The sequence below is a fragment of the Psychrobacillus sp. BM2 genome, assembly GCF_048572895.1.
Lineage (GTDB): Bacteria > Bacillota > Bacilli > Bacillales_A > Planococcaceae > Psychrobacillus.
In genome coordinates, this window is the sequence record NZ_CP183878.1 from 3597943 (window position 1) to 3624396 (window position 26454).

At 36.5% G+C, this 26454-nt stretch carries 26 protein-coding genes; 7 read left to right on the plus strand and 19 right to left on the minus strand.

From position 1 onward, the window contains the following. Nucleotides 1-881 precede the first annotated feature (881 nt). Both ACN6MX_RS17625 and ACN6MX_RS17630 read right to left on the minus strand, forming a co-directional pair. The gene (locus tag ACN6MX_RS17625) at nucleotides 882-1811 is read right to left on the minus strand and encodes a manganese-dependent inorganic pyrophosphatase (protein ID WP_419960112.1); all 930 of its coding nucleotides are present in this window, start codon (nucleotides 1809-1811) and stop codon (nucleotides 882-884) included. A 38-nt stretch (nucleotides 1812-1849) separates the two neighbouring features. After that, a complete protein-coding gene (locus ACN6MX_RS17630) occupies nucleotides 1850-2299 on the minus strand; it encodes an RrF2 family transcriptional regulator (protein WP_419960113.1) in 450 nt (149 codons plus the stop codon). Between the two features lie 154 nt (nucleotides 2300-2453). On the opposite strand from ACN6MX_RS17630, the gene hmpA reads away from it, so the two are divergent. The 3 genes from hmpA (at nucleotide 2454) to dnaN (ending at nucleotide 5850) form a co-directional block, all read left to right on the plus strand. Continuing rightward, nucleotides 2454-3641, plus strand: a complete 1188-nt coding sequence (hmpA, locus tag ACN6MX_RS17635; protein ID WP_419960114.1) for an NO-inducible flavohemoprotein — start codon at nucleotides 2454-2456, stop codon at nucleotides 3639-3641. 165 nt (nucleotides 3642-3806) lie between these two features. Continuing rightward, on the plus strand, nucleotides 3807-4604 hold the full coding sequence (locus tag ACN6MX_RS17640; protein ID WP_419960115.1) for an N-acetyltransferase family protein: 798 nt from the start codon (nucleotides 3807-3809) through the stop codon (nucleotides 4602-4604). A gap of 220 nt (nucleotides 4605-4824) precedes the next feature. Then, on the plus strand, nucleotides 4825-5850 hold the full coding sequence (gene dnaN / locus ACN6MX_RS17645; RefSeq protein WP_419960116.1) for a DNA polymerase III subunit beta: 1026 nt from the start codon (nucleotides 4825-4827) through the stop codon (nucleotides 5848-5850). Nucleotides 5851-5901: 51 nt separating this feature from the next. Here the strand turns inward: dnaN and ACN6MX_RS17650 are convergent, their stop codons facing one another. The 4 genes from ACN6MX_RS17650 to ACN6MX_RS17665 form a co-directional block, all read right to left on the minus strand. Continuing rightward, the gene (locus tag ACN6MX_RS17650) at nucleotides 5902-6486 is read right to left on the minus strand and encodes a DNA-3-methyladenine glycosylase (protein ID WP_419960117.1); all 585 of its coding nucleotides are present in this window, start codon (nucleotides 6484-6486) and stop codon (nucleotides 5902-5904) included. Nucleotide 6487: 1 nt separating this feature from the next. Further along, nucleotides 6488-7759 carry an acetyl-CoA hydrolase/transferase family protein gene (locus ACN6MX_RS17655; RefSeq protein ID WP_419960118.1) on the minus strand — a complete coding sequence of 424 codons (1272 nt, stop codon included), beginning with the start codon at nucleotides 7757-7759 and terminating at the stop codon, nucleotides 6488-6490. Beyond that, the gene (locus ACN6MX_RS17660) at nucleotides 7756-8313 is read right to left on the minus strand and encodes a DNA topology modulation protein (RefSeq protein WP_419960119.1); all 558 of its coding nucleotides are present in this window, start codon (nucleotides 8311-8313) and stop codon (nucleotides 7756-7758) included. Before ACN6MX_RS17660 ends, ACN6MX_RS17655 begins: the two co-directional genes overlap by 4 nt. 93 nt (nucleotides 8314-8406) lie before the next feature. Continuing rightward, a complete protein-coding gene (locus ACN6MX_RS17665) occupies nucleotides 8407-9609 on the minus strand; it encodes an MFS transporter (RefSeq protein ID WP_419960120.1) in 1203 nt (400 codons plus the stop codon). A gap of 182 nt (nucleotides 9610-9791) precedes the next feature. On the opposite strand from ACN6MX_RS17665, the gene thrC reads away from it, so the two are divergent. Then, nucleotides 9792-10850 carry a threonine synthase gene (gene thrC / locus ACN6MX_RS17670; RefSeq protein ID WP_419960121.1) on the plus strand — a complete coding sequence of 353 codons (1059 nt, stop codon included), beginning with the start codon at nucleotides 9792-9794 and terminating at the stop codon, nucleotides 10848-10850. Beyond that, nucleotides 10850-11761, plus strand: a complete 912-nt coding sequence (gene thrB / locus ACN6MX_RS17675; protein WP_419960122.1) for a homoserine kinase — start codon at nucleotides 10850-10852, stop codon at nucleotides 11759-11761. Before thrC ends, thrB begins: the two co-directional genes overlap by 1 nt. Nucleotides 11762-11883: 122 nt before the next feature. Here thrB and zupT read toward each other — a convergent pair whose 3' ends face one another. The 11 genes from zupT to ACN6MX_RS17730 form a co-directional block, all read right to left on the minus strand. Beyond that, nucleotides 11884-12693, minus strand: coding sequence for a zinc transporter ZupT (zupT, locus tag ACN6MX_RS17680; RefSeq protein WP_419960123.1), 810 nt, complete (start codon nucleotides 12691-12693; stop codon nucleotides 11884-11886). A 252-nt stretch (nucleotides 12694-12945) separates the two neighbouring features. Then, the gene (locus ACN6MX_RS17685) at nucleotides 12946-13278 is read right to left on the minus strand and encodes an antibiotic biosynthesis monooxygenase family protein (protein WP_419960124.1); all 333 of its coding nucleotides are present in this window, start codon (nucleotides 13276-13278) and stop codon (nucleotides 12946-12948) included. A 91-nt stretch (nucleotides 13279-13369) separates the two neighbouring features. After that, nucleotides 13370-13729, minus strand: a complete 360-nt coding sequence (locus tag ACN6MX_RS17690) for a hypothetical protein (RefSeq protein ID WP_419960125.1) — start codon at nucleotides 13727-13729, stop codon at nucleotides 13370-13372. A 100-nt stretch (nucleotides 13730-13829) separates the two neighbouring features. Continuing rightward, complete coding sequence (locus ACN6MX_RS17695) at nucleotides 13830-14480, minus strand: uracil-DNA glycosylase (RefSeq protein WP_419960126.1); 651 nt, start codon at nucleotides 14478-14480, stop codon at nucleotides 13830-13832. Nucleotides 14481-14525: 45 nt separating this feature from the next. Further along, nucleotides 14526-15137: a phosphatase PAP2 family protein gene (locus ACN6MX_RS17700; protein ID WP_419960127.1), complete on the minus strand. Its 612-nt coding sequence runs from the start codon at nucleotides 15135-15137 to the stop codon at nucleotides 14526-14528. Between the two features lie 237 nt (nucleotides 15138-15374). Further along, nucleotides 15375-16376, minus strand: coding sequence for a siderophore ABC transporter substrate-binding protein (locus tag ACN6MX_RS17705; protein WP_419960128.1), 1002 nt, complete (start codon nucleotides 16374-16376; stop codon nucleotides 15375-15377). A 19-nt stretch (nucleotides 16377-16395) separates the two neighbouring features. Next, nucleotides 16396-17157, minus strand: coding sequence for an ABC transporter ATP-binding protein (locus ACN6MX_RS17710; protein ID WP_093061620.1), 762 nt, complete (start codon nucleotides 17155-17157; stop codon nucleotides 16396-16398). After that, nucleotides 17154-18107 carry an iron chelate uptake ABC transporter family permease subunit gene (locus tag ACN6MX_RS17715; protein WP_419960129.1) on the minus strand — a complete coding sequence of 318 codons (954 nt, stop codon included), beginning with the start codon at nucleotides 18105-18107 and terminating at the stop codon, nucleotides 17154-17156. Before ACN6MX_RS17715 ends, ACN6MX_RS17710 begins: the two co-directional genes overlap by 4 nt. Then, on the minus strand, nucleotides 18100-19050 hold the full coding sequence (locus tag ACN6MX_RS17720; protein ID WP_419960130.1) for an ABC transporter permease: 951 nt from the start codon (nucleotides 19048-19050) through the stop codon (nucleotides 18100-18102). The genes ACN6MX_RS17715 and ACN6MX_RS17720 overlap by 8 nt, the downstream gene beginning before the upstream one ends. 261 nt (nucleotides 19051-19311) lie before the next feature. Further along, nucleotides 19312-20157: a DUF6612 family protein gene (locus tag ACN6MX_RS17725; RefSeq protein ID WP_419960131.1), complete on the minus strand. Its 846-nt coding sequence runs from the start codon at nucleotides 20155-20157 to the stop codon at nucleotides 19312-19314. Nucleotides 20158-20232: 75 nt separating this feature from the next. Next, entirely contained in the window at nucleotides 20233-21720 is a 1488-nt protein-coding gene (locus ACN6MX_RS17730) for a peptide MFS transporter (RefSeq protein ID WP_419960132.1), read from the minus strand. Nucleotides 21721-22022: 302 nt separating this feature from the next. On the opposite strand from ACN6MX_RS17730, the gene ACN6MX_RS17735 reads away from it, so the two are divergent. Continuing rightward, nucleotides 22023-23741, plus strand: coding sequence for an ABC transporter ATP-binding protein (locus ACN6MX_RS17735; protein ID WP_419962659.1), 1719 nt, complete (start codon nucleotides 22023-22025; stop codon nucleotides 23739-23741). Between the two features lie 103 nt (nucleotides 23742-23844). Here ACN6MX_RS17735 and ACN6MX_RS17740 read toward each other — a convergent pair whose 3' ends face one another. After that, a complete protein-coding gene (locus ACN6MX_RS17740) occupies nucleotides 23845-24699 on the minus strand; it encodes a dimethylarginine dimethylaminohydrolase family protein (RefSeq protein WP_419960133.1) in 855 nt (284 codons plus the stop codon). Between the two features lie 168 nt (nucleotides 24700-24867). On the opposite strand from ACN6MX_RS17740, the gene ACN6MX_RS17745 reads away from it, so the two are divergent. Next, nucleotides 24868-25602 carry a YqcI/YcgG family protein gene (locus ACN6MX_RS17745; protein ID WP_419960134.1) on the plus strand — a complete coding sequence of 245 codons (735 nt, stop codon included), beginning with the start codon at nucleotides 24868-24870 and terminating at the stop codon, nucleotides 25600-25602. A gap of 350 nt (nucleotides 25603-25952) precedes the next feature. On the opposite strand, the gene ACN6MX_RS17750 is transcribed toward ACN6MX_RS17745, so the two are convergent. Further along, on the minus strand, nucleotides 25953-26381 hold the full coding sequence (locus ACN6MX_RS17750; RefSeq protein ID WP_419960135.1) for a DUF4181 domain-containing protein: 429 nt from the start codon (nucleotides 26379-26381) through the stop codon (nucleotides 25953-25955). Nucleotides 26382-26454: the final 73 nt, after the last annotated feature.

A 26454-nucleotide genomic window follows, 5' to 3' on the forward strand; every position in this document is an offset into this window, starting at 1 on the left:
GAGCGCAAGTAAACGACATGTCAAAGCAAGTAAATACTTTTATTATTAGAAACCTCTAGCTAGAGTGTGATTTTCTTAAGGAGGTGTACTTGATAACTCCTCATGAATTGATAGATGAAATACTATGTGATATAAGAAAAACCGGGCCAAAAAATGCACATTCCTTTTAGTTCAAAACCTGTATCTTTCGTTTTCGAAGGGCTTTGGACAGACGTTTTGCTATAGATTACCGATTGAATTTTTAGGGATGCTAATCTTATGGCGGTTGCCTGTCCGTCACCCTTCTACAACTAATAGAAACAGGTTAGTGCGTTTTTGTTTAACTAGAGAAAAGATACGATTCTACTCCTAGCAGGAGCTCACGAAGATACAATTTCGTTCGCTATTTCGCTTTTTTATTTAGTAACTACTTATTATTTTTCTTTATTTCCACTAGTAAAAAAAGGAAATTTACTTGCTTCATTCTTCATTACAAAATAGTGTCCTTAAATTCAACAGACGGTTTTATCACTATATTAACATCGACTGCTATTATTATCTAAGCGATAAGCTATGCCAAATCTGATAGTAGAGTACTACACGTCATATTGATTGTAGTGGAAGGTGGCGACTCCGGCGGGAACAGCGCGAGCTGAAGACCCCGCAGCGAAGACATTGGCCAAACTTTGTTTGGGCAATGTCTTTGCGACGAGTAACCGCAGGAGCATATGTTTTCCAGCGAGGAGGCTGAAGCCGTGCCCGTGGAAAGCGCCCAACTGAAACGAAAATCATAGTATTATTCATTTTTAAAAGCACCGAAAACCCAGTGTTCACGGTACATTTTTATATACTTTCTTATCTTTTTAAAAAAACGATGCAAATTGCATCGTTTTTAGTATTTCTTATTCTGCTAAAGCTTCTGTTAAGGCTGGTACTACTTGTTTTTTACGAGATACTACACCTTTTAGAAGGGCGGTATTGTTTTCAAACTTCACATCGAATGCAGCTTCTGCTTTTAATGCTAGTTTCCCAAGAGCTAATGCTACAGAGTCGTTATTTAAGATATCTGTTACGACAAAGAAAAATAGATCCAATTCTTTTTCTTGGATTTCACGAGTGATTAACTCTTCTAGTTCCGCTTGGCGATTCATCACATCGTTGACATCTACTGCATTGACTTGCGCAATTATTACCTTAGATTCACCCATCCCAAACTCTTTTGCATCAAGTGTAAGTAGGTCTTCTAAGCTCTTGTCGCTTAAATCCGCTCCAGCTTTTAACATTGCAAGTCCGTACTCTTCTACGTTGACTCCAGCAATTTTCTCTAACTCCCTTGCAGCTATTATATCTTCCTCTGTACAAGTAGGTGATTTGAATAATAATGTATCTGAAACAATTGCAGAGAGCATTAATCCTGCGATATTTGCAGGTACCTCCACGCCTTTTTCTTTATATATTTTATTGATAATAGTTGCCGTACAACCTACTGGCTCTGCGCGGTAGTATAATGGGTCAGCTGTTTCAAAGTTTGCGATACGGTGATGATCGATTACTTCTGTTACTTGAACCTCTTCTATACCTTCTGCACTTTGTTGTTTTTCATTGTGATCAACTAAAATAACTTTTTTTGCTTCTGTTGAGACGTTTTCTATTAATCTTGGTGCTTCAAAACCGAATTTTTCTAATGCGAACTTTGTTTCATTATTTAATTCACCTAGACGAACTGCCTCAGATTCAGAACCAATCTGATTTTTTAAATGCGCATAAACGATAGCAGATGTAATTGTGTCTGTATCAGGGTTTTGATGTCCAAAAACTAGTACTTTTTCCATGAATAATCCTCCTAAAATCTATTTCCGACTATATTTTATCATACATCTGTTGCGTCATTGAAAAGTAAATCCGCTAATTTATGCTTTTGATGTAGAAAATCTTCCAGTGTATATCCGTCTAACACCTGTAGATAGGCATTTAGCGCTAAGCGCAGCGCTGCTCTTAATCCACAAACTGATGTAATAACGCAACTATTCGACTGACAATCAAAGCATTCGACAAGATGAAAGTCGTCCTCCGTATGTCGTACGACTTGTCCTATATTAATAGCTTCGGGTTCCATCGCTAAACGGATGCCGCCGCCTCTACCTCTAACTGTATCTATATAGCCAAGTTTCCCAAGCTCATGGGTCACTTTCATCAGATGGTTTTTGGATATACCATATGCGTCTGATATAGCTTGTATTGTAGAAAGTTTACCTTTTTCCTGTGCTCCAAGGTATATTAACACGCGAAGGGAGAAATCTGTGTACATAGTCATTCTCATATTGCCACCGCCATTCTTCCTTATCATTATAACGATTTTGACAAGATTGTGGTATAAATGTGTCTGAATTATTAAAGATGTATTTTATATATTGCTTTTAAAATTTTACAGGAGTATATTGTGTTTGTAATCAAAGAAAAGGACGTGTGTATAAATGTTATCTCAAAAAACAATCGATATCGTAAAATCTACAGCACCAGTTTTAGAAGTCCACGGTGTAGCTATTACCACTGCTTTTTACAAAAATATGTTCGAAGCTCATCCAGAACTATTAAATATATTCAATCATGCCAACCAAGCAAAAAGACGTCAACAAACTGCATTAGCGAACACAGTTTATGCTGCTGCTGTTCATATCGATAATCTTGCAGCAATTATTCCAGTAGTTAAACAAATCGGCCAAAAACATGTAAGCTTAGGCATCAAACCAGAACATTATCCAATCGTTGGAGAGCACTTACTTGGAGCTATTAAAGAGGTATTAGGTGATGCAGCAACCTATGATATTATTAATGCTTGGGCTGAAGCATATGGAGTAATTGCGGATGCATTTATCGGTATTGAGGAAGAAATGTATACTGCGACTGAATCTAAACAAGGCGGTTGGAGATTCTTCAAGGATTTTGTTATAGCTGACAAAGTAAAAGAAAGCGATAATATTACTTCTTTATTTTTGAAACCTGCTGATGGTTCAGTATTACCTTCTTATGAGCCTGGTCAATTTATCACGATTCGTGTAAGTATCCCTGGAGAAAAATACATGATGAATAGACAATATAGCTTATCAAAAGCAACGGATGGCGAATCATTCCGTATTTCTGTGAAAAAAGAAGACGAATATAATCCAGAAGGTAAAGTATCAGTTCACCTTCATAATAATGTGGATGTTGGCGACAAAGTAGAGCTTACTGCACCAGCTGGAGATTTCATATTAGACCCATCAAAAACTACACCAGTAACTTTCGTAAGTGGTGGAGTTGGAATCACACCGATGATGAGTATGTTTGAGACAGTTGCGAAAAACAACCCAAATCGTCCAGTATCCTTTATCTATAGTGCCCGTAATGAAAATCTACATCCATTTGACAAAGATATTCGTACATTAATGGAAAACATGGATGATGCAAAATACGTAACACTCTACTCTGAAAGTGGCGATGGCTTTATCACGAAAGACGTCCTTAAGGAACATGCAACTGCAAACGGAGATATTTACGTATGTGGACCTGTTGGATTTATGGAAGCTATGATCAATCATTTATTGGAGCTAGGAACTCCAAATGAAAACATTCACTATGAATTCTTCGGACCAGCAATCCAATCAGAATTAGCAAACGCTTAATTTAATTGTTTTTATAAAAGTGTTACTTCTATTATGAAGTAACACTTTTTCAATTTAGGAATAATTTTACCGATGAATAGATTTTAAGCTGTATATACTTATCTACAATAATGTTATAATTAGGATATAATTCATACCTTGAGAAGAAACGAGTGAAAATGTCTAATGCCCAAAAATTCCGAGAGCAAATACATTCCGTTGGCTGACTTTTTTAAACAATCTACTAACAAAGAAATCACTTTAACATATGTTGAAATCGAAGCAATTATTGGGCATGTTCTTCCTAATGCTGCTTATTTAAGTAGTAGTTGGTGGAAAAAAACGAAGCCACCAGCACTTCATTACTTTGCATGGACAGATTCAGGTTATTCCGTAAAAAGCGTTGATCTTGGAAAAGCAATTCATTTTCATAGTGTTTTACATGAGACCGATGAACGTAAATCTGATAATAACAATCAGGATATTCTTATTATTCGTGAAGCGGATTTAGAGGATGCTCGTCCTTTTATAAACTTACAGGAAACTATTTTTGCGGAAACAGATTTTATGTTATTCGGAAAATCTGATCGACAATTAACAGTTCAAAGTATCCGCAAAAGCATGAATACCTGGAAAACTTCACCTAACTCTATTTTGCTTTTAGCTATTATGAACGGCCAATATGCAGGTTATGTACAGTTTATAGGAGGTCCTGCTCCACGTGCCGTGCACAGGGCATCTGTAGTAATTGGCGTCAAGCAAGATTTTTCTAAGAAGGGAATTGCATCTTCTCTAATGCTTCAAGGAGAAAAGTGGGCAAAGGGATCTGGCATTTCTAAGCTGGAACTTACTGTTATTAAAGAAAATATTAATGCACAAAAACTCTATAAGAAGCTTGGATTTGAATTAGAGGGTACACGAAAGAACGCATTAATAATTCATGATCAATTCGTAGATGAATACTATATGGGAAAACAGATTTAAGATCTAATCTTAAGTACTCTAATAAGGACTTCCAAAATCTAACTTTTGGAAGTCTCTTTATTTGTGAAAAGGAATTTGTATCATAACGTCGAATTGTTACTAAGGGGTGAAAAATAGTTGGAATTTAAAATAATAAGGATTGTTTTAACAAAGCAATTTTAGACGTTAGTAAGGCAGTATCAACGAAGACTCTTTACCAGTCCTATCTGGAATAAAGATAGTGGTTAATAATGATCATTTAATCCTAAGTGGAAGTAACTCAGAAATAGCTATTGAAAGGTTTATTCCATTAATATTGAATAACATTAACGTTTTGGAGGTCATTAAAACAGGTAGCGTTGTGGTATCAGCAAAACATTTAAGTGAAATCGTAAAAAAGTTGCCCAGTGATATTCATATCAAAATGCAGGAGAAACAACTGGTGACTATACAATCTAAAGAAATCATAATCCGATTAAATGGTTTTAGTTCGGAACAATATCCTACTCTTCCATACATCGATTTATCAAAACATATAAGTATTCCAAGTAATAAGCTATTAGAGATTATGGAGCAAACTATGTTTGCAGTTTCTAACAACATGTCAAGACCCGTTCTAACAGGAGTAAATATAACCTTATCGGAAAACCAACTTTCATTTGTCGCTACAAATTCTCAACGTCTCGCCTCCAGAAAATACTCATTAGTATCAGACTTTGAGGGATCATTTATTATCTCGGAAACAAGTTTACGCGAGCTTTCTAAGTTAATTAAAAATGAAGTTCACATGATTACTATTTATTTTTCGGATAAATATATAGTTTTTAAATCCGATTATCTGACACTTATTTCAAGCCTTATTGAAGGTAGTTATCCTAACACATCGGGATTGTTCCTAAAAGACGCTTTAACGATTATAACTTTAAACACCAAACAGTTTTTACAGGGAATCGATAGAGCCTGTCTTTTTGCAAATGAATGGAGAAATAACAACGTACATTTAGAAATAGCAAGTGAAAATAAAATTAAAATTTCATCATACTTTTCTGAGATAGGTTTAATAGAAGAAACACAACCTATCGAAGAAATCACTGGCGAGACTGGCCCAAATATTTCTCTTGATGCTAGTTTTTTAATGGACGCTTTAAAAGCTATTAAAGAAGAAGAAATAAGATTGAGTTATAGCGGTTCAATGGGCCCAATTTTAATCGAACCCATCAATAATCCTTCATATATCCAGCTTATTTCACAAGTACGCACATACTAATACTTTGCATAATGAAAAACCAGAGATAACCTATTTTCAGGTCATCTCTGGTTATCTCATTTTCGATACAAATGGATTTTCTGTCTCCCAAAATCTATACGGGTAATGGACCGCTTCTCCGCTGTTTTGAATACCTATCCTTGGACCAGTAGATACAGAATTTATCTGCTCCCCCTTTGCCATGTACAAGGGCTTTTCTGTCCAATGTGAACCATAGTGTTCCATGGATATACCCATAGCTTTAGTTAGCTTTCCAGGTCCGTTCGTCCACTGTTTCATCGGAAGATCGTTGCGGAATTTCTTCATCAAATCTAATCCTTCCACTGGTTCGACAGCACGGATTAATATCGCATTGGGAATGCCCAAAGGCGCCGCAACTACATTGATGAGCGTATGAGTGTGCATTTGATATGTGTATATTAGTCCTGGATCACCAAACATAACTTCGGTTCGCTTCGTCCTCCTATTACCAAAACTATGTGCCGCTCGATCATCTGGTCCCATATATGCTTCGGTTTCTACAATTTTTCCAACGATTAACCCACTTGGATGCTCATGAACAATATAATTTCCTAATAATTGGCGTGCAAGCTCTAAAGTCGGTTGCTGAAAAAAAGATGCATCGATTGGCTTCATATTAAATAAATCCCTTCTTTTTCGCTTCAAATGTTAGCTCTTCTCTAAACTTTGGATGTGAAATGGAGATAAGCTGTTTCGCACGCTCTGAAATTGGTTTTCCAAACATTTTAGCAATGCCGTATTCCGTAACAATCATATCTACATCATTTTTTGAAGTTGTCACAACAGAACCTGGAGTTAAACTTAGTTTTATACGTGAAATTTCATCATTTTTTGCTGTAGATGTCATACATACAAATCCTTTCCCTTCTTTTGCAAAGCGAACACCACGAGCGAAGTCAGCTTGTCCTCCCGTAGACGAATAGTAATTTCCAGCAACCGTTTCGGAGGCACATTGTCCAAATAAGTCTACCTCTGTAGTCGCATTAATCGAAACAATGCGCTCTTCCTTGGCAATTTCTCGTGGATCATTCACAATACTTACAGGTAAAAACTCCACAGCGGGATTATTATCAAGGAAGTCATACATTTTCTTTGATCCATGCGCGAAGGTAGCAATGATTTTTCCTTTATTCGTAAACTTTTGTGTTCCATCAATGGCACCTGCTTGTACTAAATCCACAATTCCATCGACGAACATTTCCGTATGAATACCTAAATGACGATGACTTTTTAATAAGCTCACCACTGCATTTGGAATAGAGCCAATACCAATTTGAAGTGAGTCTCCATTTTTAATTGTCTCCGTCACATATTCAGCAATTTTCATATCCTTTTCACCAATAGGGATTGCAACGTCCTCGAATAATGGACGATCATTTTCAACAAAGCCGGCAATTTGGGTAATGTGGATTTGATTTTGCCCAAAAGTGCGTGGCATATGTTTATTCACTTCTAATATAAATGGCACTGTACCGATAAACTCACTCACGATATCCGCCTGCGTACCTAAGGAAAAGTAACCAAACTCGTCTATTGGCGAAGCTACAGCCATAATCATCGACAGATTTGTAGAGCTCTTTAATATACGTGGCATTTCATGAAAATGATTTGGTACTAAGTCTACCAATCCTTGATGGAACTGTTTTCTTGTTGCCCCGCTTAAAAAGTAAGAGACATGGTGTAGTTGTCCAGGAAAGGTGCCATTCATATACTTTCTAGATTGTAAGGCAAGTAATTGATGTATTTTCACATTATTTAATTGATGTGCTTGATCCTCTAAAATATCCAATAATTTATGTGGTTCTCCATTCGTTAGCGGAAGAATTATATCTGCATTGTTAGGAATTAGATCGATTACCTGTTGTGCTGTTAGTTGTTTGTTATTCATGTTGATATACTCCTATGGTGTTCGATATTTTTTATAGTTGGTGCAGTCATGAGAAATCCTTTTACTTCTTTAGGATTTCGCAAAATGCATATATCTGTTTCTTTTACGTTTCTTAAAATGTCAAGTGTATGCGGGCGTACATCTTTTGGAAATCGCCATACCCATTTAGCAAATTCTACGTCTATTTTTTCTTTGCAGCCTGGCGCCATATCCGGACGTGTTTTTCCACGGTAAATCAACGCTCGCTTGAAAACCCTATATGTGCACAAAATTTTAGAAAAATCCAAGAAAATAATTAAGTCTGCATAGGATGCTCGCAACTCTAATGTTGAGTCGAAATTCCCATCTATAATCCACTTATCTTTTTCTAGTTCTGCTTGAATTTTTTCACGAAACTCCGGCTTTGGCGTAGGAACCCATCCCTCTTTCCAAAATAGTGTATCTAGATGGATTAAGGGTAAGTCCCACTTCTTCGACAACAGTTTGGACAAGGTAGATTTACCTGCACCGCTTGAACCGACTATAAGTATACGTTTATATTTTAGCTGATACATCCTCTACCCCCTTTGGTTATCCATTCTTCATATTACTATGTTTCCACCTGCAAGCAAAACAAAAACCTGCCCCTTAGGAACAGGTTTTTGCATCTATTCTAATTCTACTTGTTTTGTTTCCGTACCAAGGAACAGTACCGCTAATACTCCTATAACAATCGCAACACAGAAGATAGTGAAGATATAACCGATTTCAAAGTCTCTCATTACGAGAGTACCTACCAACAACGGCCCTAAAATCCCGCCTATACGTCCAACAGATGCGGCCATACCAGAACCTGTTGCACGAATGACAGTTGGATACTGCTCTGGGGAATATGCATATAAAGCACCCCATGCCCCAAGGTTAAAGAATGATAAAAGAATACCTGATACCATTAATAATGTCGTTGTCTCAGCAGATCCAAAGACGAATGCACTTGCCGCAGTTCCCAATAAATAAGTAACTAAAACAAATTTACGTCCTGCCTTCTCAATCAACCAGGCAGCCGAAAAATAACCTGGTAATTGAGCAATGGTCATGATCAATACGTATTCAAAGCTTTTAATGAGAGTGAATCCTTTAATGACCATTACACTTGGTAGCCATAGGAACATTCCATAATAAGAAAACACGACCGTAAACCATACAATCCATAACATTAGTGTTCGCTTTGCATATTTCTTTGACCAAACTTCACTCATATTTTGTATAATACTTCGAGATTCAGATTTCTTGCCAGTATATTTAGGTGAATCTGGTAATTTTAAACGCAAATAAATAGCATAAAAGGCCGGTAATGCAGTAACAATCAAAGCAACTCTCCAACCGTAGTGAGGAATAATAAAATAGGCAATGATTGCGGAAATAATCCATCCTGCGGCCCAAAAGCTTTCTAATAGAACAACTACTCTTCCACGTTCTTTTGCTTCCACACTCTCAGATACTAATGTTGAGGCTACTGGAAGTTCTCCTCCAAGTCCCATTCCCACAAAAAATCTTAACAGTAAAAACGCTGCAAGTGTCGTTGTAAGAGCCGATAATCCACTTGCAATAGAAAACACTAATAGAGTAATCATAAATATTTTTTTTCGCCCTACTTTATCTGCAAAAACTCCAAATACGAGAGCTCCTACTGCCATCCCAATTGAATTGACACTCCCGATCCATCCCATTTGCCCTGGAGTTAAATTCCATTCTACTGCTAAAGCTGCAATTACAAATGATAGTATTCCCACATCCATTGCGTCGAACATCCATGCAAGCCCTGCTATCCCCAGTAGTTTATTTTTAGATATCTTTTTTTGTTCTTTCATATCGTATATTCCGCCCCTGTCTTTACACCTGTAAAGTTTTTTAGTTTACTTGTTTAGTATACGCATGGAATTGTAAAGTTACAATATAAATTTTATCTTGTTTTTTACACTTTATTAGAGTAAAATGTCCTTTATACAAATACATATGTTTGTTCAAGAAGAACAGAGAGGCGGAATACATCATGGCTTGGCAAGGATTAATCGAAGAGTATAAAAAGTTTTTACCAGTAACAGAAAATACACCTAAATTGACTTTACTAGAGGGTAATACGCCTCTCATTAAACTAGAAAACTTATCAAAAGAATTAGGCATCGAATTATACGTGAAGGTAGAAGGAGCAAATCCTACTGGATCTTTTAAAGATAGAGGCATGGTTTTTGCAGTTGCAAAAGCAAAAGAAGAAGGAAGCAAAGCAATTATTTGTGCTTCTACGGGAAACACTTCGGCTGCGGCAGCTGCATATGCGGCTCGTGCTGGAATGCGAGCAGTTATCGTTATTCCAGAAGGTAAAGTTGCTGCTGGAAAGTTGGCTCAAGCATATATGTATGGAGCAGAAGTCATTCAAATAGAAGGAAACTTTGATGTTGCGCTTGAAATGGTCCGCGCTATTAGCGAAACATCTCCTATTACCCTAGTGAATTCCGTCAACCCATATCGTATTGAAGGACAGAAGACAGCCGCCTTTGAAATTTGTGATGTGTTAGGTACTGCACCTGACTATCTAGCAATACCAGTAGGAAACGCAGGTAATATTACTGCTTACTGGAAAGGGTTCAAAGAATATAACGAGAAAAAAGAAACAGGTCTACCTCAAATCTTTGGCTTTGAAGCAGAGGGCTCAGCTGCCATTGTACAAGGAAAGCCTATCGAATTCCCAGAAACAATCGCAACTGCAATTCGTATCGGTAACCCTGCAAGCTGGAAAGGTGCAGAAGCAGCACGTGATGAGTCAAATGGTGTTATCGAAGCTGTAACTGATGAAGAAATTATCGACGCGTATAAACTGATTGCAAGCAGAGAAGGTATCTTCGCAGAACCTGGATCATGTGCTTCTATCGCGGGTCTATTACGTTCAGTAAAAAACGGGAAAATTAAAGCAGGAAGCAAAGTAGTTGCAGTATTAACTGGTAACGGCTTAAAAGATCCACAAACTGCAATTGACGTAAAAGTTGCTGAGCCACATAAGTTGGAAAGCAATGCACCAGCTCTTAGTGCATTTATCGAGGAGGTGCTGGCATAATGGTTTGGTGTATATCAATACCAGCAAGTACAGCAAATCTTGGACCAGGCTTTGACTCCATCGGTATCGCGCTAGATAAATATTTAGAACTTGAAGTAGAGTTAGGCTCTGATTGGGAAATCATAAATTTATCGGGTAATCTTCCGAATGTTCCAAACACACAGGATCATTTAATTGTCCAAGCTGCAGAAAAAACGGCTGAGTTACATGGTTTTTCACTTCCTCCATGCACAGTGAAAGTGAAAAGTGAAATTCCACTAGCACGCGGTATGGGAAGCAGTGCCTCTGCCATTGTCGCGGGAGTAGAGTTAGCCAATCAAGTCTTGGAATTACAACTAACCTCTCAGGACAAATTACAAGTTGCGACACTAATGGAAGGACATCCTGATAACGCAGCAGCTTCGATTTTTGGAGGCTTTACCATCTCCTCTAATGCAGAAAATGGAGAAATAAATGTATTTCATGCGGATCATATAGAGGCATCATTTGTGCTATTTATCCCAAACTTTGAGTTAAAAACTGCAAAGGCTAGAAAAGCACTACCAGATACCTACACACGTCAAGAGGCAGCACAAGCTAGCGCAACTGCAAACTTGTTAACTGCAGCATTTCTATCACAAGCATTTGAACAAGCAGGAACTTATATGGAACAGGATTTATTTCATGAGCCGTACCGCCTTGATTTAATCCCACAGAGTAAGGATATTAAAATTGCAGCCAAAAATGCAGGAGCATTTGGAACTTGTATAAGTGGTGCTGGTCCCACTCTACTCTCACTTGTAGAAAAAGGAACAGAAGAGGAATTCATCTCTAAACTAAAAGGACAGTTCCCTGAGTTCGAACTTGTAGCGGTACCTATGAACATTACTGGAACAATTGTTTCGGTAAAAGACGCTGAACGCACTCGTTAGGTGCTGGAGTAGGTAAGGACTTATAGAAAGTTTTCTACAGATTGAAGATTTTATACGTTATTGGCCAATATAAAAGGCAGTGCTATTCTCTCCTAAGAGAATCTACACTGCCTTTTTCATCGTTAAGCTAATAGTACAAGACTTAGGGCCATTACGAGCATTCCTGCAACGACTCCATAAATAGATAAATGGGTTTCATCATATTTTTTCGCTGCTGGTAGTAATTCATCCAATGAAATAAAGACCATAATTCCCGCTACTGCTGCAAATACTACTCCAAACACTGCTCCATTTAAATACGGCATCAGTATTAAATAAGCAACGAACGCTCCAACTGGTTCAGCTAAACCAGATAGGAAGGATAATTTAAAAGCTTTTTTTCGACTTCCTGTTGCAAAGTATATAGGTACTGCTACGGCAATCCCTTCTGGAATATTGTGAATTGCTACTGCAATTGCAATTGCAATCCCTAAATTGGGATCTTGCAAGGCAGATGCGAAAGTTGCAATTCCTTCAGGAAAATTATGAATCCCTATTGCAAGAGCTGTGAAAACACCCATTTTCATTAATTTCGTATGCTCTGGGTTGCTTAATTTCTCATCCATATCTTCTACACTTTTAACTTCATGGGGATTACCAAGAGTAGGTATTAATCGGTCGATTACTGCAATTACAACCATCCCACCGAAAAATCCAACTAACGTCATCCAATAACCATTAGTCGCTCCAAGCTCTGCTACAAGAGAATCCTTGGCCTTCACGAAAATTTCTACCAAGGATACATAAATCATGACACCCGCTGAAAAACCTAATGCAACTGATAAAAACTTTGTATTTGTGCGAGATGTCAATAAAGATAGTAAACTACCAATCCCAGTTGCAAGACCAGCAAATAATGTAAGTAACAAAGCAAACGCTACATTTCCATCCATTGACCCAACTTCTTTCTTTTTAACCGATTTTAATTTATTATACGCAAAATGTTTCCTTAACACAACTTTTTTCAACCAACGAAAATATCATTCCCCTCTTATAGTCACTTAGCAAATTTCTTATAACTTAATAAGATAACATCTATCTTCTTAAGTTATAAATGAAAAAACATTAGAAAAAGTGCTTAAGACACTTAATCCAATGCTAGATTATTATATATATTTTATACTCACGTGATTGCTGCTACTTTTCTATTCCACGACGGTGTAACTACCATGCTCCATAGCGATTACATATTCAGGCTGTGGTGGTTTTCCACCATGCTCTTTAATTTTATTTTTATGTCCCGCAATATGCTCTGGACTCTTTTCCCATGCTTTCCAAGCCTCTTCTGATTCCCAACGAACAATCATTAATACCTCTTCTTCACCGCGACGAACATTTTTCACTAATAGCTCACGCCCTATGAAACCTTCACGTTGTTCAATTAATGATGGACCTTGATCTGGCTTTTTCTTAAAACGCTCAAGAATTTTATCAGCATTTCCTTCAGTCACTGTCCATTTACGAATTTGTACTAACATTTCCATTCCCCCATTTAAAATATATCTTAGTGAGACTATACTATTTATAATGCATAACAGCTTTTCTAACAGTATTTAAACTACTTCACTCTTATAAGCTTTCCGTATCAATTGACTTTTCTTCATCAATAACTTCTTGAGCAGTTTCTTCTACTTCATATAATTCAAATAACTGAGCAAACTCTTCCATTAATGTTCCCACTGCCTTCAATTCACCCACTAAAATTGGATTAATCGACTGTAATTCAGGGGTTTCCAATTGTTTCTTTAATGCATTAGACTTCATATTCATCATATCATAAAAAGCTAATGCTCTTCCTCGTCGAAACGTTTTGGCACCATGTTTTTTTTCAATTTCTTCTGCTTGTTCGGGCCTTTCTCTACGTCTTCCTTCGCGATGATGTTCGTCACGGTGACCATGTCTACCTCTAGGATGTGATTCGCTTTTCATATCATAACCCCCTTTGTATACGTTTGTATACATAACTACCATTGTATACAAATGTATACAAATAATCAATTAATAAGACTATAACTCGTTTTTTAAAAAATTATAACTTCCTATTTGCTATATAATTTCCAATATTAATCCAATCCTGTTCAAGAAAATCTCTGTTGGACGGTCGGTAAAACACAGAGGCAGGATGGTAGGTAGGAATTATCAAATAACTTTCAGTAGACCATATAAATTCAGCCGAATCCAAAGATTTCAAATGCCGTATTGGCTGTTGAAGTAATTGTCCATGTAGCACGGATACCTTAGCATCCTTTCCTAAAAGTCGTTTTAAGCCTACATTTCCTAATGTAACAATAATTTGTGGCACAATACTTTTTAACTCATAATCTAATATAGGTGCATGTGCTACCACTTCTGATTGAGTAGGAGGACGGTTATACTTCCTTTGTGTTAGCTCCCCATTCTTTTCCTTTTTTTCTCTCCATACATATGGCCGGCTTCGGACAGCACTCGTCATATATACGTCATCTCTGGTCAAACCTATACTTGCCAGTGATTTACTTAATTCATCACCAGCCCTACCTATAAATGGTACTCCTTTTATCGCCTCATTTTCTCCAGGTGCTTCACCTATGAGCAAAATACTAGGGGTTTTTGGTCCCTTTCCTTTGACAAAACCTTCAACCGGATATCCCTCTATACGTTCCATGCCTAGTTTGACAAGCTCCTCGGGTAATTCAAACATGTATACACTCCTTTTAAAAAAACCTTTCCAAACGAGGAAAGGTTTTTACAATGTATGCTTTTTAAAAGCTTTGTTTCTATATTCATACCACAGTGCCACAATTACAAACCAAGTATACCCAATCATCCACCCTGCCAAAACATCTGATGCGTAATGTCTATGTTCCGCAATTCGAGATAGCCCTACCATTATGGTGATAAAAACAGCACCTATCCAGATTAATACTCGGATTAATTTGTTCGATTGATGCTCTGTTAAAAAGAAAGCTATCGTAAACAAATACAATATTCCCACCATCGCATGTCCAGAAGGGAAACTAAAACTCTCTAATTGTTGTGGTACATCTGGACGCTCTCTTTCAACCCATTTTTTAATAAATTGATTCATCACATTACCAAGTCCTACTGTAAATACGACAAATAGCATTCCACGATAATTATTCGAACGAAACCATAAAAAAGCTATTAATAAGAGCATAATAAAAACAATAAATTTAGTTTCCCCTAGGTAATGGAATAATCCAATTACTCTATTGTCACCAAGCAAATGTGCCATTTGAGAATCGAACTGAATTATTTCTTTCGTTTCAAGATATAAAAAAAGTGCGGCAAATCCTAATAATGTTACTAGGCCAAGTGGATAAAACAATTTCTTCACAAAATCCCCCCTATCCATTAACAAAATTATAAGCTAGAAGTTTAAGGATGTACAATGGATACTTTTAAATAAGAAGGGAATTACTCTTTAATGGTTCTATCACTAGGCTATGATAAAGCTTATTGTTGGAACTGTTCAATACTTGGAACACATACGTTTATATTTTTTGAAGAAAAAAATGGAGAAAAACATAGTGTTTTTCTCCATTTACTTATATTCAATTTATTTGATAACGTATTATTTAAGCGCCTCTAATACAGCATCAATTTTAGCTTTTTCAGATTCGATACCGCCACCAGCCAAGTACCAAACTTCTGGATCTAAGTAGATAATGTTGTCGTTTTGAGCAGCATTTGTTTTGTTTACAATATCATTTTCAATTGCAGATTTTGTAGCAGATTCACCTTCACCAGCCATAATTGCATCCCGATCCACAACAAATAGAATGTCTGGATTTTTCTCAAGAACGTACTCGTAAGCAACGCTTTGACCATGAGTAGAAACTTCTAGGTTTTCATCCGATTGTTTAAAACCGTATACATCATGAATCACACCGAAACGTGATCCGGCACCATAAGCACTTAATTCACCTTCAGATGCAAGAACGATTAAAGCTTTTTCTTCCATACCATTAGTTTTTTCTGTTATTTCTGCAATTTTAGTATCTATTTCTTCTAATGCTGCTGTCGCTTTTTCTTCTTCACCAAAGATTTTACCTGCTAATTCTGTATTTGCTTTGAAAGAATTCATGTAGTCAGTTGTATCTACACCAACATAAACAGTTTTAGCAATTTTGCTTAACTCTTCATAAGCGTCCGCTTGACGTCCAGAGATGAAGATAACATCCGGGTTCATGGCAGCAATAGCTTCGAAATCAGGTTCTTTTATTCCCCCAGCATTTTTGTACGCAGCTTCATCCGCATATTTGTTTAAATAGGTAGGAACATTAGCTTGTGGAACTGCAGTTACGTCCACACCAAGAGAATCTAAAGTATCAAGGAAACCAAAGTCAAATACTACAACTGTTTCTGGTTTTTCTTCTAATGTTACTTCAGCGTATCCTTCAGGCTGAGCAATTGTTAGTGGGTATACAGATGCTTCTTCTGAACCACTTGTTTCTTCTGTAGCTTTATCATCAGTAGTGGATGAATCTTCTTTAACATCATCTTCTCCACCACATGCAGCTAAAAGTAATACGAGTAAAGCAAATATAATCGATACTAATTTCCAGTTTTTCATTTGTTCTATTCCTCTTTTCTTATGAGTTAAAATATACACAGATGCGACAGCTATTCATTTCTTGGATAGGGATATCCATGTCATAAATCTCTTTTAACGCATCGGAGTTAATAATTTCATGTGTTGGTCCGTCTTTAATAACACGACCATCTTTTAAAGCTACGATAAAATCCGAATATACCGAAGCAAAGTTAATATCATGTAAAACAATTACCACTGTCTTACCAAGATCTTCAACCAATTTACGTAAGATTTTCATAATTTGAACAGAGTGCTTCATATCTAGATTATTTAAAGGTTCATCCAGTAAGATGTATTCCGTATCTTGGGCAATAACCATGGCAATAAATGCCCGTTGGCGCTGACCACCGGAAAGTTCATCTAAATAACTATCCTCAAGGTCACCTAGATTCATATATTCAATTGCTTGGTCGACCATTTTCTCGTCTTCCGCATTTAAACGTCCCTTTGAGTATGGAAAACGTCCAAATGCCACTAATTCACGAATAGTTAAACGTACATTCATATAGTTGGATTGCTTTAAAATGGAAATGCGTTTTGAAAAATCATTAGATTTCCATTTACGTACATCTGATTTATCTAATAGAACCTCACCAGTATCCGCATCCAATAAACGACTAACCATTGATAATAGCGTGGATTTTCCAGCTCCATTAGGTCCAATAAACGAAGTTATTTTCCCGGACTGAATATTTACACTTACATTATCCACAACTGGTTTTTTAGCAAAATACTTAGAAACCTCTTTTACTTGGATCATGATTTAGCTCGACTCTCCTTTAATAGTAAGTAGATGAAGTAAACTCCTCCGATGAAGTTTATAATGACGCTCAGTGTTGTTTCGAAGGTGAAAATACGTTCTACTATCCATTGACCTCCGATCAAAGCTACTAAACTTATCAAACTTGCTCCGATTATTAGTGTAGAATGCTTGAATGTGTTAAAAAACTGATACGATAAGTTTGCAACAATTAGACCGAAAAATGTAATTGGTCCAACAAGTGCAGTAGAAGTTGCAATCAAAACCGATGACAAAACAAGCATTTTTTTGACGATTTTATCATAATCCACACCCAGGTTAATGGCATTGTCTCGACCTAGAGAAAGTACATCTAATTCTCGTATGCTTCGCCAGCCATATATAACCGTTAAAGTAATAATAACTAATGCTAGCCAAACCAGATCTCCATTTACATTATTAAAGCTCGCAAACAATTTGTTTTGTAAGCTTGTAAACTCGTTCGGATCTATGAGTACCTGAAGGAATGTTGTAATACTTCCCATAAATGTCCCAAGGATTATCCCAACAAGCAGCAAGAAGTAAATTGGACGTTTTCCCGCCTTGAACAAAAATTTATACAGTAATAAAGCAAATACAATCATTGCAATAACTGAGATAGCAAAATTAAAGTTCTTGTTAATAACTAAAATGGACATGGAGCCAAAGAAGAAATAAATAACCGTTTGGACAAGCATATATAGGGAGTCAAGCCCCATTACACTCGGTGTTAAGATTCTGTTATGTGTAATTGTTTGAAAGATTACAGTTGAATATGCTATTGCTACTCCTGTTAGCGCCATTGCCAATACTTTAATCGCACGTCGGGGTAATGCATAATCATAGCTTCCATTTAATCCTTGAAATAAATATAGTGCTATAGAAACTAAAACTAAGCCTATTAATATCATCATTTTCGTACTGTTACGCATATGCCTTCCCCCTAAACAACAAGAATAGGAAGATTGCACTTCCGATTACACCAACAGTCATGCTAATCGGAATTTCATAAGGGAATATAATTACCCTGCCTAAAATATCGCAAATCAATAAGAAAATAACTCCTAGTAATGCTGTATGCGGTAATGTTTTCTCTAAATGATCTCCCTTAAAGATTGAGACAATATTCGGGATGATTAATCCTAAAAATGGAATCATTCCGACCGTCAGAACAACAGTCGTAGAGATTAAAGCGACTAGTACTAGACCTAGATTCAATACTTTGTTGTACGATAGACCAAGATTTTTCGCAAAATCTTCACCCATCCCTGCAACAGTAAAGCGATTTGCGAAAATATAGGCGATAACCAGTACTGGTACACTTATGTAAAGTAGTTCATATCTGCCTTTTAATATTAAGGAAAAATCTCCTTGTAACCAGACAGAAATATTTTGAACAATATCTGATTTATAAGCGAAAAACGTCGTGATAGAAGCTAAGATATTCCCGAACATTAACCCGACAAGTGGAACAAATATTGCATCTTTAAATTTAATCCGATTCAAGATTTGCATGAAAAGCAGTGTTCCTGCTAAAGCGAATATAAATGCAAAGGATATCTTTTGGAAATATGTTGCGTTTGTAAATACAAGCATCGAGATTAAAATTCCTAAGCGAGTTGCATCAAGCGTACCTGCTGTAGTAGGGGATACAAACTTATTCCTACTAAGACTTTGCATGATTAGACCAGCAATGCTCATCCCCGCTCCTGCAAGTATAATGGCGATTAATCTTGGTACTCTGCTTATAAGAAAAATTTCAGTCTCTTCCGAGTTAAAATCTAATAAATCCATTGGCGAAATGCTTGAAACACCAACAAAGAGAGATAAGAGAGAAAGTGCTACTAGTACAATTACAAGATATCTTTTTTTCATAACTATCCTCGTCATTCTTTTTGTGAAAGGGCGATATTGAAAATCATTATCAATTAATCACAAGTCCAATTATAGCATCTTGACAATTCATGTCAACGATTAAATGAAAATGATTTTCAATTGACAATACACGTATATGCCATTTCAACCTATTTTAGTCCAATTATATCTTACTACATTATAGCCCTAATTCAAAAAGACTATTGCAATTGTTGATTTTTCGCAACAATTACAATAGTCTTTTAGACACTAACTATTCATTTAAATTTCAGTAGCACTATCAATAACCTCTTGAGGAACAACGATTTCATCTATTTCATTGAATTTAGAGAAGTCAGTTTTAGCGTCTATTTTCATGTTCACTGTTTTGCCTTCCATTGACATATCCATATCTATAACCACATCCATTTTATTTGTTTGGAATGTCTTTTTATCAATATGAACTAGGTAATCAACAGTATGAATTGTAAAGTCTAAGTTAACATTTTCATCTGCTGTAAGGCTTTGAAGTGCTTCATCTACCTGATCTTTCACAAGACTCGTAAACTCTTCACCACTACCCTTAAGTGTTAAAATATAGTTTTCATCATCTTGTTCAAATTTCACTTTTTCTAAATATTCTTGTAGAGGTTGCAGTTGGGTTGCAGGATCTGTTTGGTTCGCAGCACCCATCATTTGGTCCACCATTTCCTGAGGAAACTTCATCCATTGTGCAGTAGTACCTTCATACACATACATTGCATCTTCCGTAATATAAGTCTCCATCTTAGTCGCTTGAGATTCCCCACCTTCACCAATACCCATCATAGTGGTTGTACCTTTTTGATGCATTTGCATAGGGTCTATTATATATTCCATATCCATCACAGATGTGATATCCAGCGTCATTTCTTCACTTGGAATAGTCATTGTCTGCTTCATATCAATTGTACCTTTTACGCTTTTTAACTCTTCTGAAGCTTTCATGGACTTGTCATAAACTTCATGTAAAGTTAGTTTACTAGTTTCTGTTACCTCTTTTTCTTGTACCGGCGTTGCAGTTTCGTTACATGCAGCCAGGCCTAATGATAAGGTTACTACCGATAATAGTGCTGTCCATTTTTTCATAAAAAATAATCATCCCTTCTCAGTAAGATACTTACTTTACGGGATGATCACTTAAAAAGTTTCATTATTTTGGAATTATTTAATGCCACGCATATATTTTTGAATTAGTGGAGTCATAAAATATAGTAATAAACCAATAACTAAAGCTACTACCCCAATGACACCGAAGTAAATAATTTCATTTTCCGGCGTATAAAGTTTAACTACTTGTGCATTGATAGCTTGCGCCGATGCGTTCGTCATGAACCATAAACTCATTGTTTGAGCAGCAAACGCTCCTGGTGCAAGCTTTGTAGTAGCAGATAAACCAACTGGTGATAATAATAATTCACCTAATACTACAAGGAAAAAGCTCAGTACAAGCCAGAAAGGACTAACAAGAGAGTCTGTTCCATTGAAGTACGCTGGAATTATCATGACGATAAAGGACAACCCAGCAAAGAGCAACCCAAACGAGAATTTTTTTGGAGTTGAAGGCTGTCTGTCACCAAGTTTCAACCACATCCAAGCAAACACTGGTGCAAGTGCAATGATGAATAATGGATTTAAAGATTGGAACCAGGCAGGTGAAATTTCAAATGATCCAATCATTAGATCTACTCGTTCATCCGCATATTGGGCTAAAATGTTAGAGCCTTGTTCTTGAATTGCCCAAAACATCATAGCTGCGACAAATAATGGAATGTATGCAAGTAGTCGCGACTTTTCATCCTCAGTTGTTTTACTGCTTCTGTACATAACGATAAAGTACAAAGTAGGGATTACTATACCTAGAATAGAGACTGTCATGATGAATCCGTCAATCGTTAGAATACCTTGTTGAATCAATATATATCCAACAATTAGAATAATAACTATAGCAATACCAATTTTAGTTAATACTTTTTTACGTTCTTCTTTAGACATTGGATTTGGCACATAAGTACCAGCTAACCCTAGATATTTCTTTTTCGTGATTAAAAATACGATTAATCCTAGTGCCATACCGACTGCAGCAATCCCAAACCCTAAATGGAAGTTATACTCTAGACCAATTGTTCCAACTATTAATGGTGCGATAAACGCTCCCATATTGATCCCCATGTAGAAAATACTAAATCCTGAATCACGTCGAGTATCTTCTTTAGAATACAAATCGCCGATAATACTAGAAATGTTTGGTTTCAACAAGCCTGTCCCGAGGATGATTAATGCCATCGATAAAAACAGAGTAGTCAAACCTCCAGGGAATGCCAAAACAATATGACCAAACATTATCAGAACACCACCGTAGAAAACGGTTTTCGTTGTACCAAATAGACGGTCAGCGATCCAACCTCCAATAATCCCAGACATGTAAACAAGTGAACCATACACAGCCATAATTGAGTTAGCAGTAGATCGCTCTAAACCTAGTCCTCCCTGCGTCACTTCGTAGTACATGTAGTAAATTAATATGGCACGCATTCCGTAGTAGGAAAAGCGCTCCCAAAATTCCGTGAAAAACAATGATAGTAATCCTTTCGGATGACCAAAGAACCCTTTTTGCGGGACGGATTTAACTATTTCCTCTCTTGTTGCCATCTTTTTACCTCTTTTCTAATTTCGAAAACTATAGAAAATACATATGAAATTCCCTAAAGTCCTTACTTTAACAAGACACATATTATAAACTTCCCTTTTTCAATTGTCAAAAAACCTTTTATTTTTCAACTAGGAAGTTTACTCTTAGAAAAGCAGTTATATCAACGAACTAGAATATAATTCACATCTTAAAATTATCAAAAATTGGAATAATTATCTCTTCAATCTAAATTAATTATTTCGACTTTTGAAATTGTTAGTTATAATAGTCGTTATGACAGAAGGAAGAAAGGGTGATTTTAATGCTCAAGCAGTTTTTTTCATATTACAAACCGCATAAACGACTTTTTATCATTGACTTCAGCAGTGCTGTATTTGTGGCAATTTTAGAGCTTGCATATCCATTAGCAGTTAAATGGTTTATCGATGAATTATTGCCTACTGGTGATTGGAGCATGATTACACGAATTAGTATTCTACTATTAATAGTCTATATATTCAGTACTTTTCTACAGTATGTTGTAAGTTATTTTGGGCATAAGCTCGGGATTAATATCGAAACTGACATGAGACAGCAGCTATTCAATCATGTTCAACGTCAGTCGTTTCGATTCTTCGATAATACAAAGACAGGTCATATTATGAGTCGAATTACGAATGATCTATTTGATATTGGTGAACTTGCTCATCACGGTCCCGAGGATTTATTTATAGCGATTATGACAGTAATCGGAGCGTTTACGATAATGTACAATATCAATCCAGAACTTGCAATTATCGCTATTGTCATGGTTCCATTTTTATCCATCGTAGCAACGTACGGTAACATTATGATGAATAAGGCTTGGAAGAATATGTATGGTAAAATTGCTGATGTAAATGCACGTGTAGAGGACAGTGTTTCTGGTGTTCGTGTCGTTCAATCATTTACAAATGAAGAGTTCGAAATAGCACGTTTTAAAAAGGATAATGGGCAATTCCGTTTAGCTAAGCTCGTTGCTTATAAAGTGATGGCTGGTACACATTCCAGTATTTATATGTTAACTCGTCTTGTAACATTGGTCGTGCTTGTTGTAGGAGCTTGGTTTACGTACAAAGGCATTCTTAAATACGGAGAGCTTGTAAGCTTTGTGTTATATGTCAACGTGTTAATCAAACCAGTTGATAAAATTACCGCACTACTTGAGCTATATCCGAAAGGGATGGCTGGATTCAAACGCTTCCTAGAGCTTGTTGATCAGGATCCTGAAGTTCAGGACAAGCCTAATGCACTTACTGTACAGCATTTAAAAGGAGATATTACCTTTAAACAGGTCAGTTTCCGATATGATGAACATAAACCTGTATTAGATAATATTAATTTGTCGATCAAAGCAGGAGAAACTATTGCTTTTGTAGGTCCATCTGGCGCAGGAAAAACTACTATTTGTTCACTTATCCCAAGGTTTTACGACGTTCAAGAGGGTGCCATATCGGTTGACGGATTGAACATTCAAGATATTACGATGAAATCATTGCGTTCCCAAATTGGTATTGTGCAACAAGACGTGTTCTTGTTTACAGGATCCATTCGTGAAAATATTGCTTACGGTAAAAAAGATGCGAGTGAAGCAGAAATTCGTGATGCAGCCAAAAAGGCACATTTAGAGGATATGATCGCTTCTCTTCCAGAAGGCTATGATACACAAATCGGGGAACGTGGGCTTAAGTTATCTGGTGGACAGAAACAGCGACTAGCGATAGCCCGAATGTTCCTGAAAAACCCGCCGATTCTAATTTTGGATGAGGCTACATCGGCTCTTGATACAGAAACCGAACGATTTATTCAGAAATCTTTAATGGAACTTGCTGAGAATCGTACTACACTTATTATTGCACATAGACTGGCAACTATTCGTGATGCAGACCGTGTACTTGTCGTAACAGAGGATGGGATTGCAGAGGATGGCAGCTATAGTGACTTAGTGGCACAGGATGGTATATTTGCTAGATTGCATAATATACAGTTTCAAGAAGTTTAATATTATCTTGTATAGAAAAACGAGCTTGGAGAAATATCTCCAAGCTCACTTTTTAATGCATAAAATAACATCTACTCCACATAAAATACTACCTGACATTTTCTTAATGGCGCAAAATTGGCATTGAACAGCATCGGAATGACCCACCTGATTTAATGATTTCCGAAAAATCAACCTCCAACACTTGATATCCATGCTGTCTCAGCTGATGATTTACTCCATGATTTTGTGGCAAACTAAACACCTGATTTTGACCAATAGACAACACATTCGTCCCCATTGAGAACTGCTCATTTTCGCTCACTTCGATTAAATGATACATGCTCGACAAAAGATTCATGATTTTTGGATCAAGCGCATCGGGAAAAATCAACGCATCTTTTGAAGAAAGAATATTGAACACACAGTCTAGATGCAAATATTTAGGATTAAAAGGAATAGGTAGAATCTCAAAATCCGGTAATTCTATTTGCAGGGCTTGAACAGCTTTCATACATGTACGATCGCTAATTCCAATAAACACACGATTCCCATCCACGATTACATCGCCACCTTCAATGGAATCCGTTAAAAGCTTCTTATAAGAAATTTGATTTTCACTCATCCAATGAGCTAATATTTTCTCTTCTCCCTGACGAATCGGATTCGCCATTTTGGAAATAAATAAGCGATTGCCCAAAGTAAAACCAACATCTCTAGTAAAGACTTGTTCAGGGTGGTCTTTACTTGGTCGTAGTTTAATCACTTCCACGCCCGCATCCCGTAAAGTTTGTTCAAATACCTGATGCTGAGAAATAGCAAGAGAACGGTCAATATTATCATCTATATATTTTTTTTGAACATCATTAATCACTTCTTTAATTTCCATGTATTGAGGTTCACATAAGACAACTTTTTGAAGCGTGCCATATTCACTTTGACAATATACTTGAGATTGATCTTGAATTATTTCTACCATAAGTCATCCTCCACTTTTTTAGTTCATTCCTTTTCTATTCCCTTCATTTTTCAATTTATAACCTTTTTATGAATTTAATTTCTTTTGAACATAGTTGTTTTAGGAAATTTAAGATGGGGTAAAGACTAGACAGATAAAGACGTGAATAAAGATAGTGGAGGAGATCGTATGATAACGAAAGAACTTGCTTTATTAACAAAAGAAGATTTTCATACTAGAACAGACTTGCCTAGTTGGCTCTACAAAGAATACGAAACTTTTCATAACACGGTAACGGATAAAACGTTTCCATGTTTTTTTGGAATGAGTGGAGAACTAAAAGGCGAGCTTCGCTACGCTTACATCAATCAAAACGACTGGAGTAATCTACCGTCTGCAGTAGAAGGTTTTCTTAAGTTGTTTAAATTACCAAACTATAAGCGACATGGACTCTTTGTGTTTGTTGAGCCTTTTGAGCAAGAGGGGTCAATCGACGATTATCGAAAGCAATTTTGGGATATTCTTCAATACTTACATGATGTCGATGAAGTGGAATGGCCAGAAGACAGTCCTCGAGATCCTGAACACTATTTATGGGATTTCCGATTTAATGGAGAGCCAATCTTCGTGTTCGGAAATGCTCCTGCATATAAAAAGCGAAAGACACGTCATCTGGGAAATGCGATGGTTCTTGGATTCCAGCCTCGCAAAATATTTGAAGGATTAGAGGGAACTGAAAAAGGCGGTATTATGTCACGTGAAAAAGTTCGCAAACGTGTAGAAGCCTGGGATCAGCTACCCAAACATCCAGATATTGGTCACTTCGGAGACCCAACACATAATGAATGGAAACAATCTTTTATTGGTGACGATATAGAGCCAATTCAAGGCAAATGTCCATTCCACCATAAATCACTAGCATAATATCAAGCCCTGTTTTTAGAGGGATAATTCGTGGTAAGAACATGCTCTTCAATTTAACAGCGCATTTAATGTTAGTTGAATAAGAAAAACCGAGCAAAATAAGATGCCCAGTTCTTTAAGGTCAAAACCTGTGTCTATCGTTTTCGAGGTGCTTAGGACAGTCTTTATGCTATAGAATTACCGAATGAATTTTTAGTGAGTATTGATTGTGGCGATTGTCCCAACCAATACTCACTTTTTTCGGTAATCTTATGGAGGTTGCCTGTCTGTCACCTTCCTACAACTATTAGAAACAGGTAGATGCTTCTTTGCATAACCAGAGAAGAGCTAAATTTCCTGAACAAAATTCCTTAAACCATTCCAAAAAAGTCAGTTGTTAATATTGAAACTACTAATAATATGCCAAATACTAACTGACTCAAAGTGAAAATGTATGCGTTTTTATTATCCGCATATCTCCATTCCATAAATGCTCGAACAGCCTCGGACAATATAATTAAACCAAATAATATATACCATGGCTCTAAGAACCAGATTCTTTCTGTATAATCCCGCGTGACATTAATTGAAGAGCCCAATATTAAGAAAATGATGAAGATTATTCTAATAGTCCAATCCATTTTTTGGTGTTTGCCATTCACATGGTTATGTGAAAAAACCTTTTTCTTTTCAACCTTCAACCACTTTCTCATAACTGCATTAAAAATAATAAATAATAATGAAAAAATTACAAGCAAAAAGACCAATTTTAGCCAGAATATAGGTTCAATACCATACATAATAATCTACCTCCAATTCGAATCCAGGATACTTATATTACTATTCTACGGTTAATAAAACTAAATGTTTCAC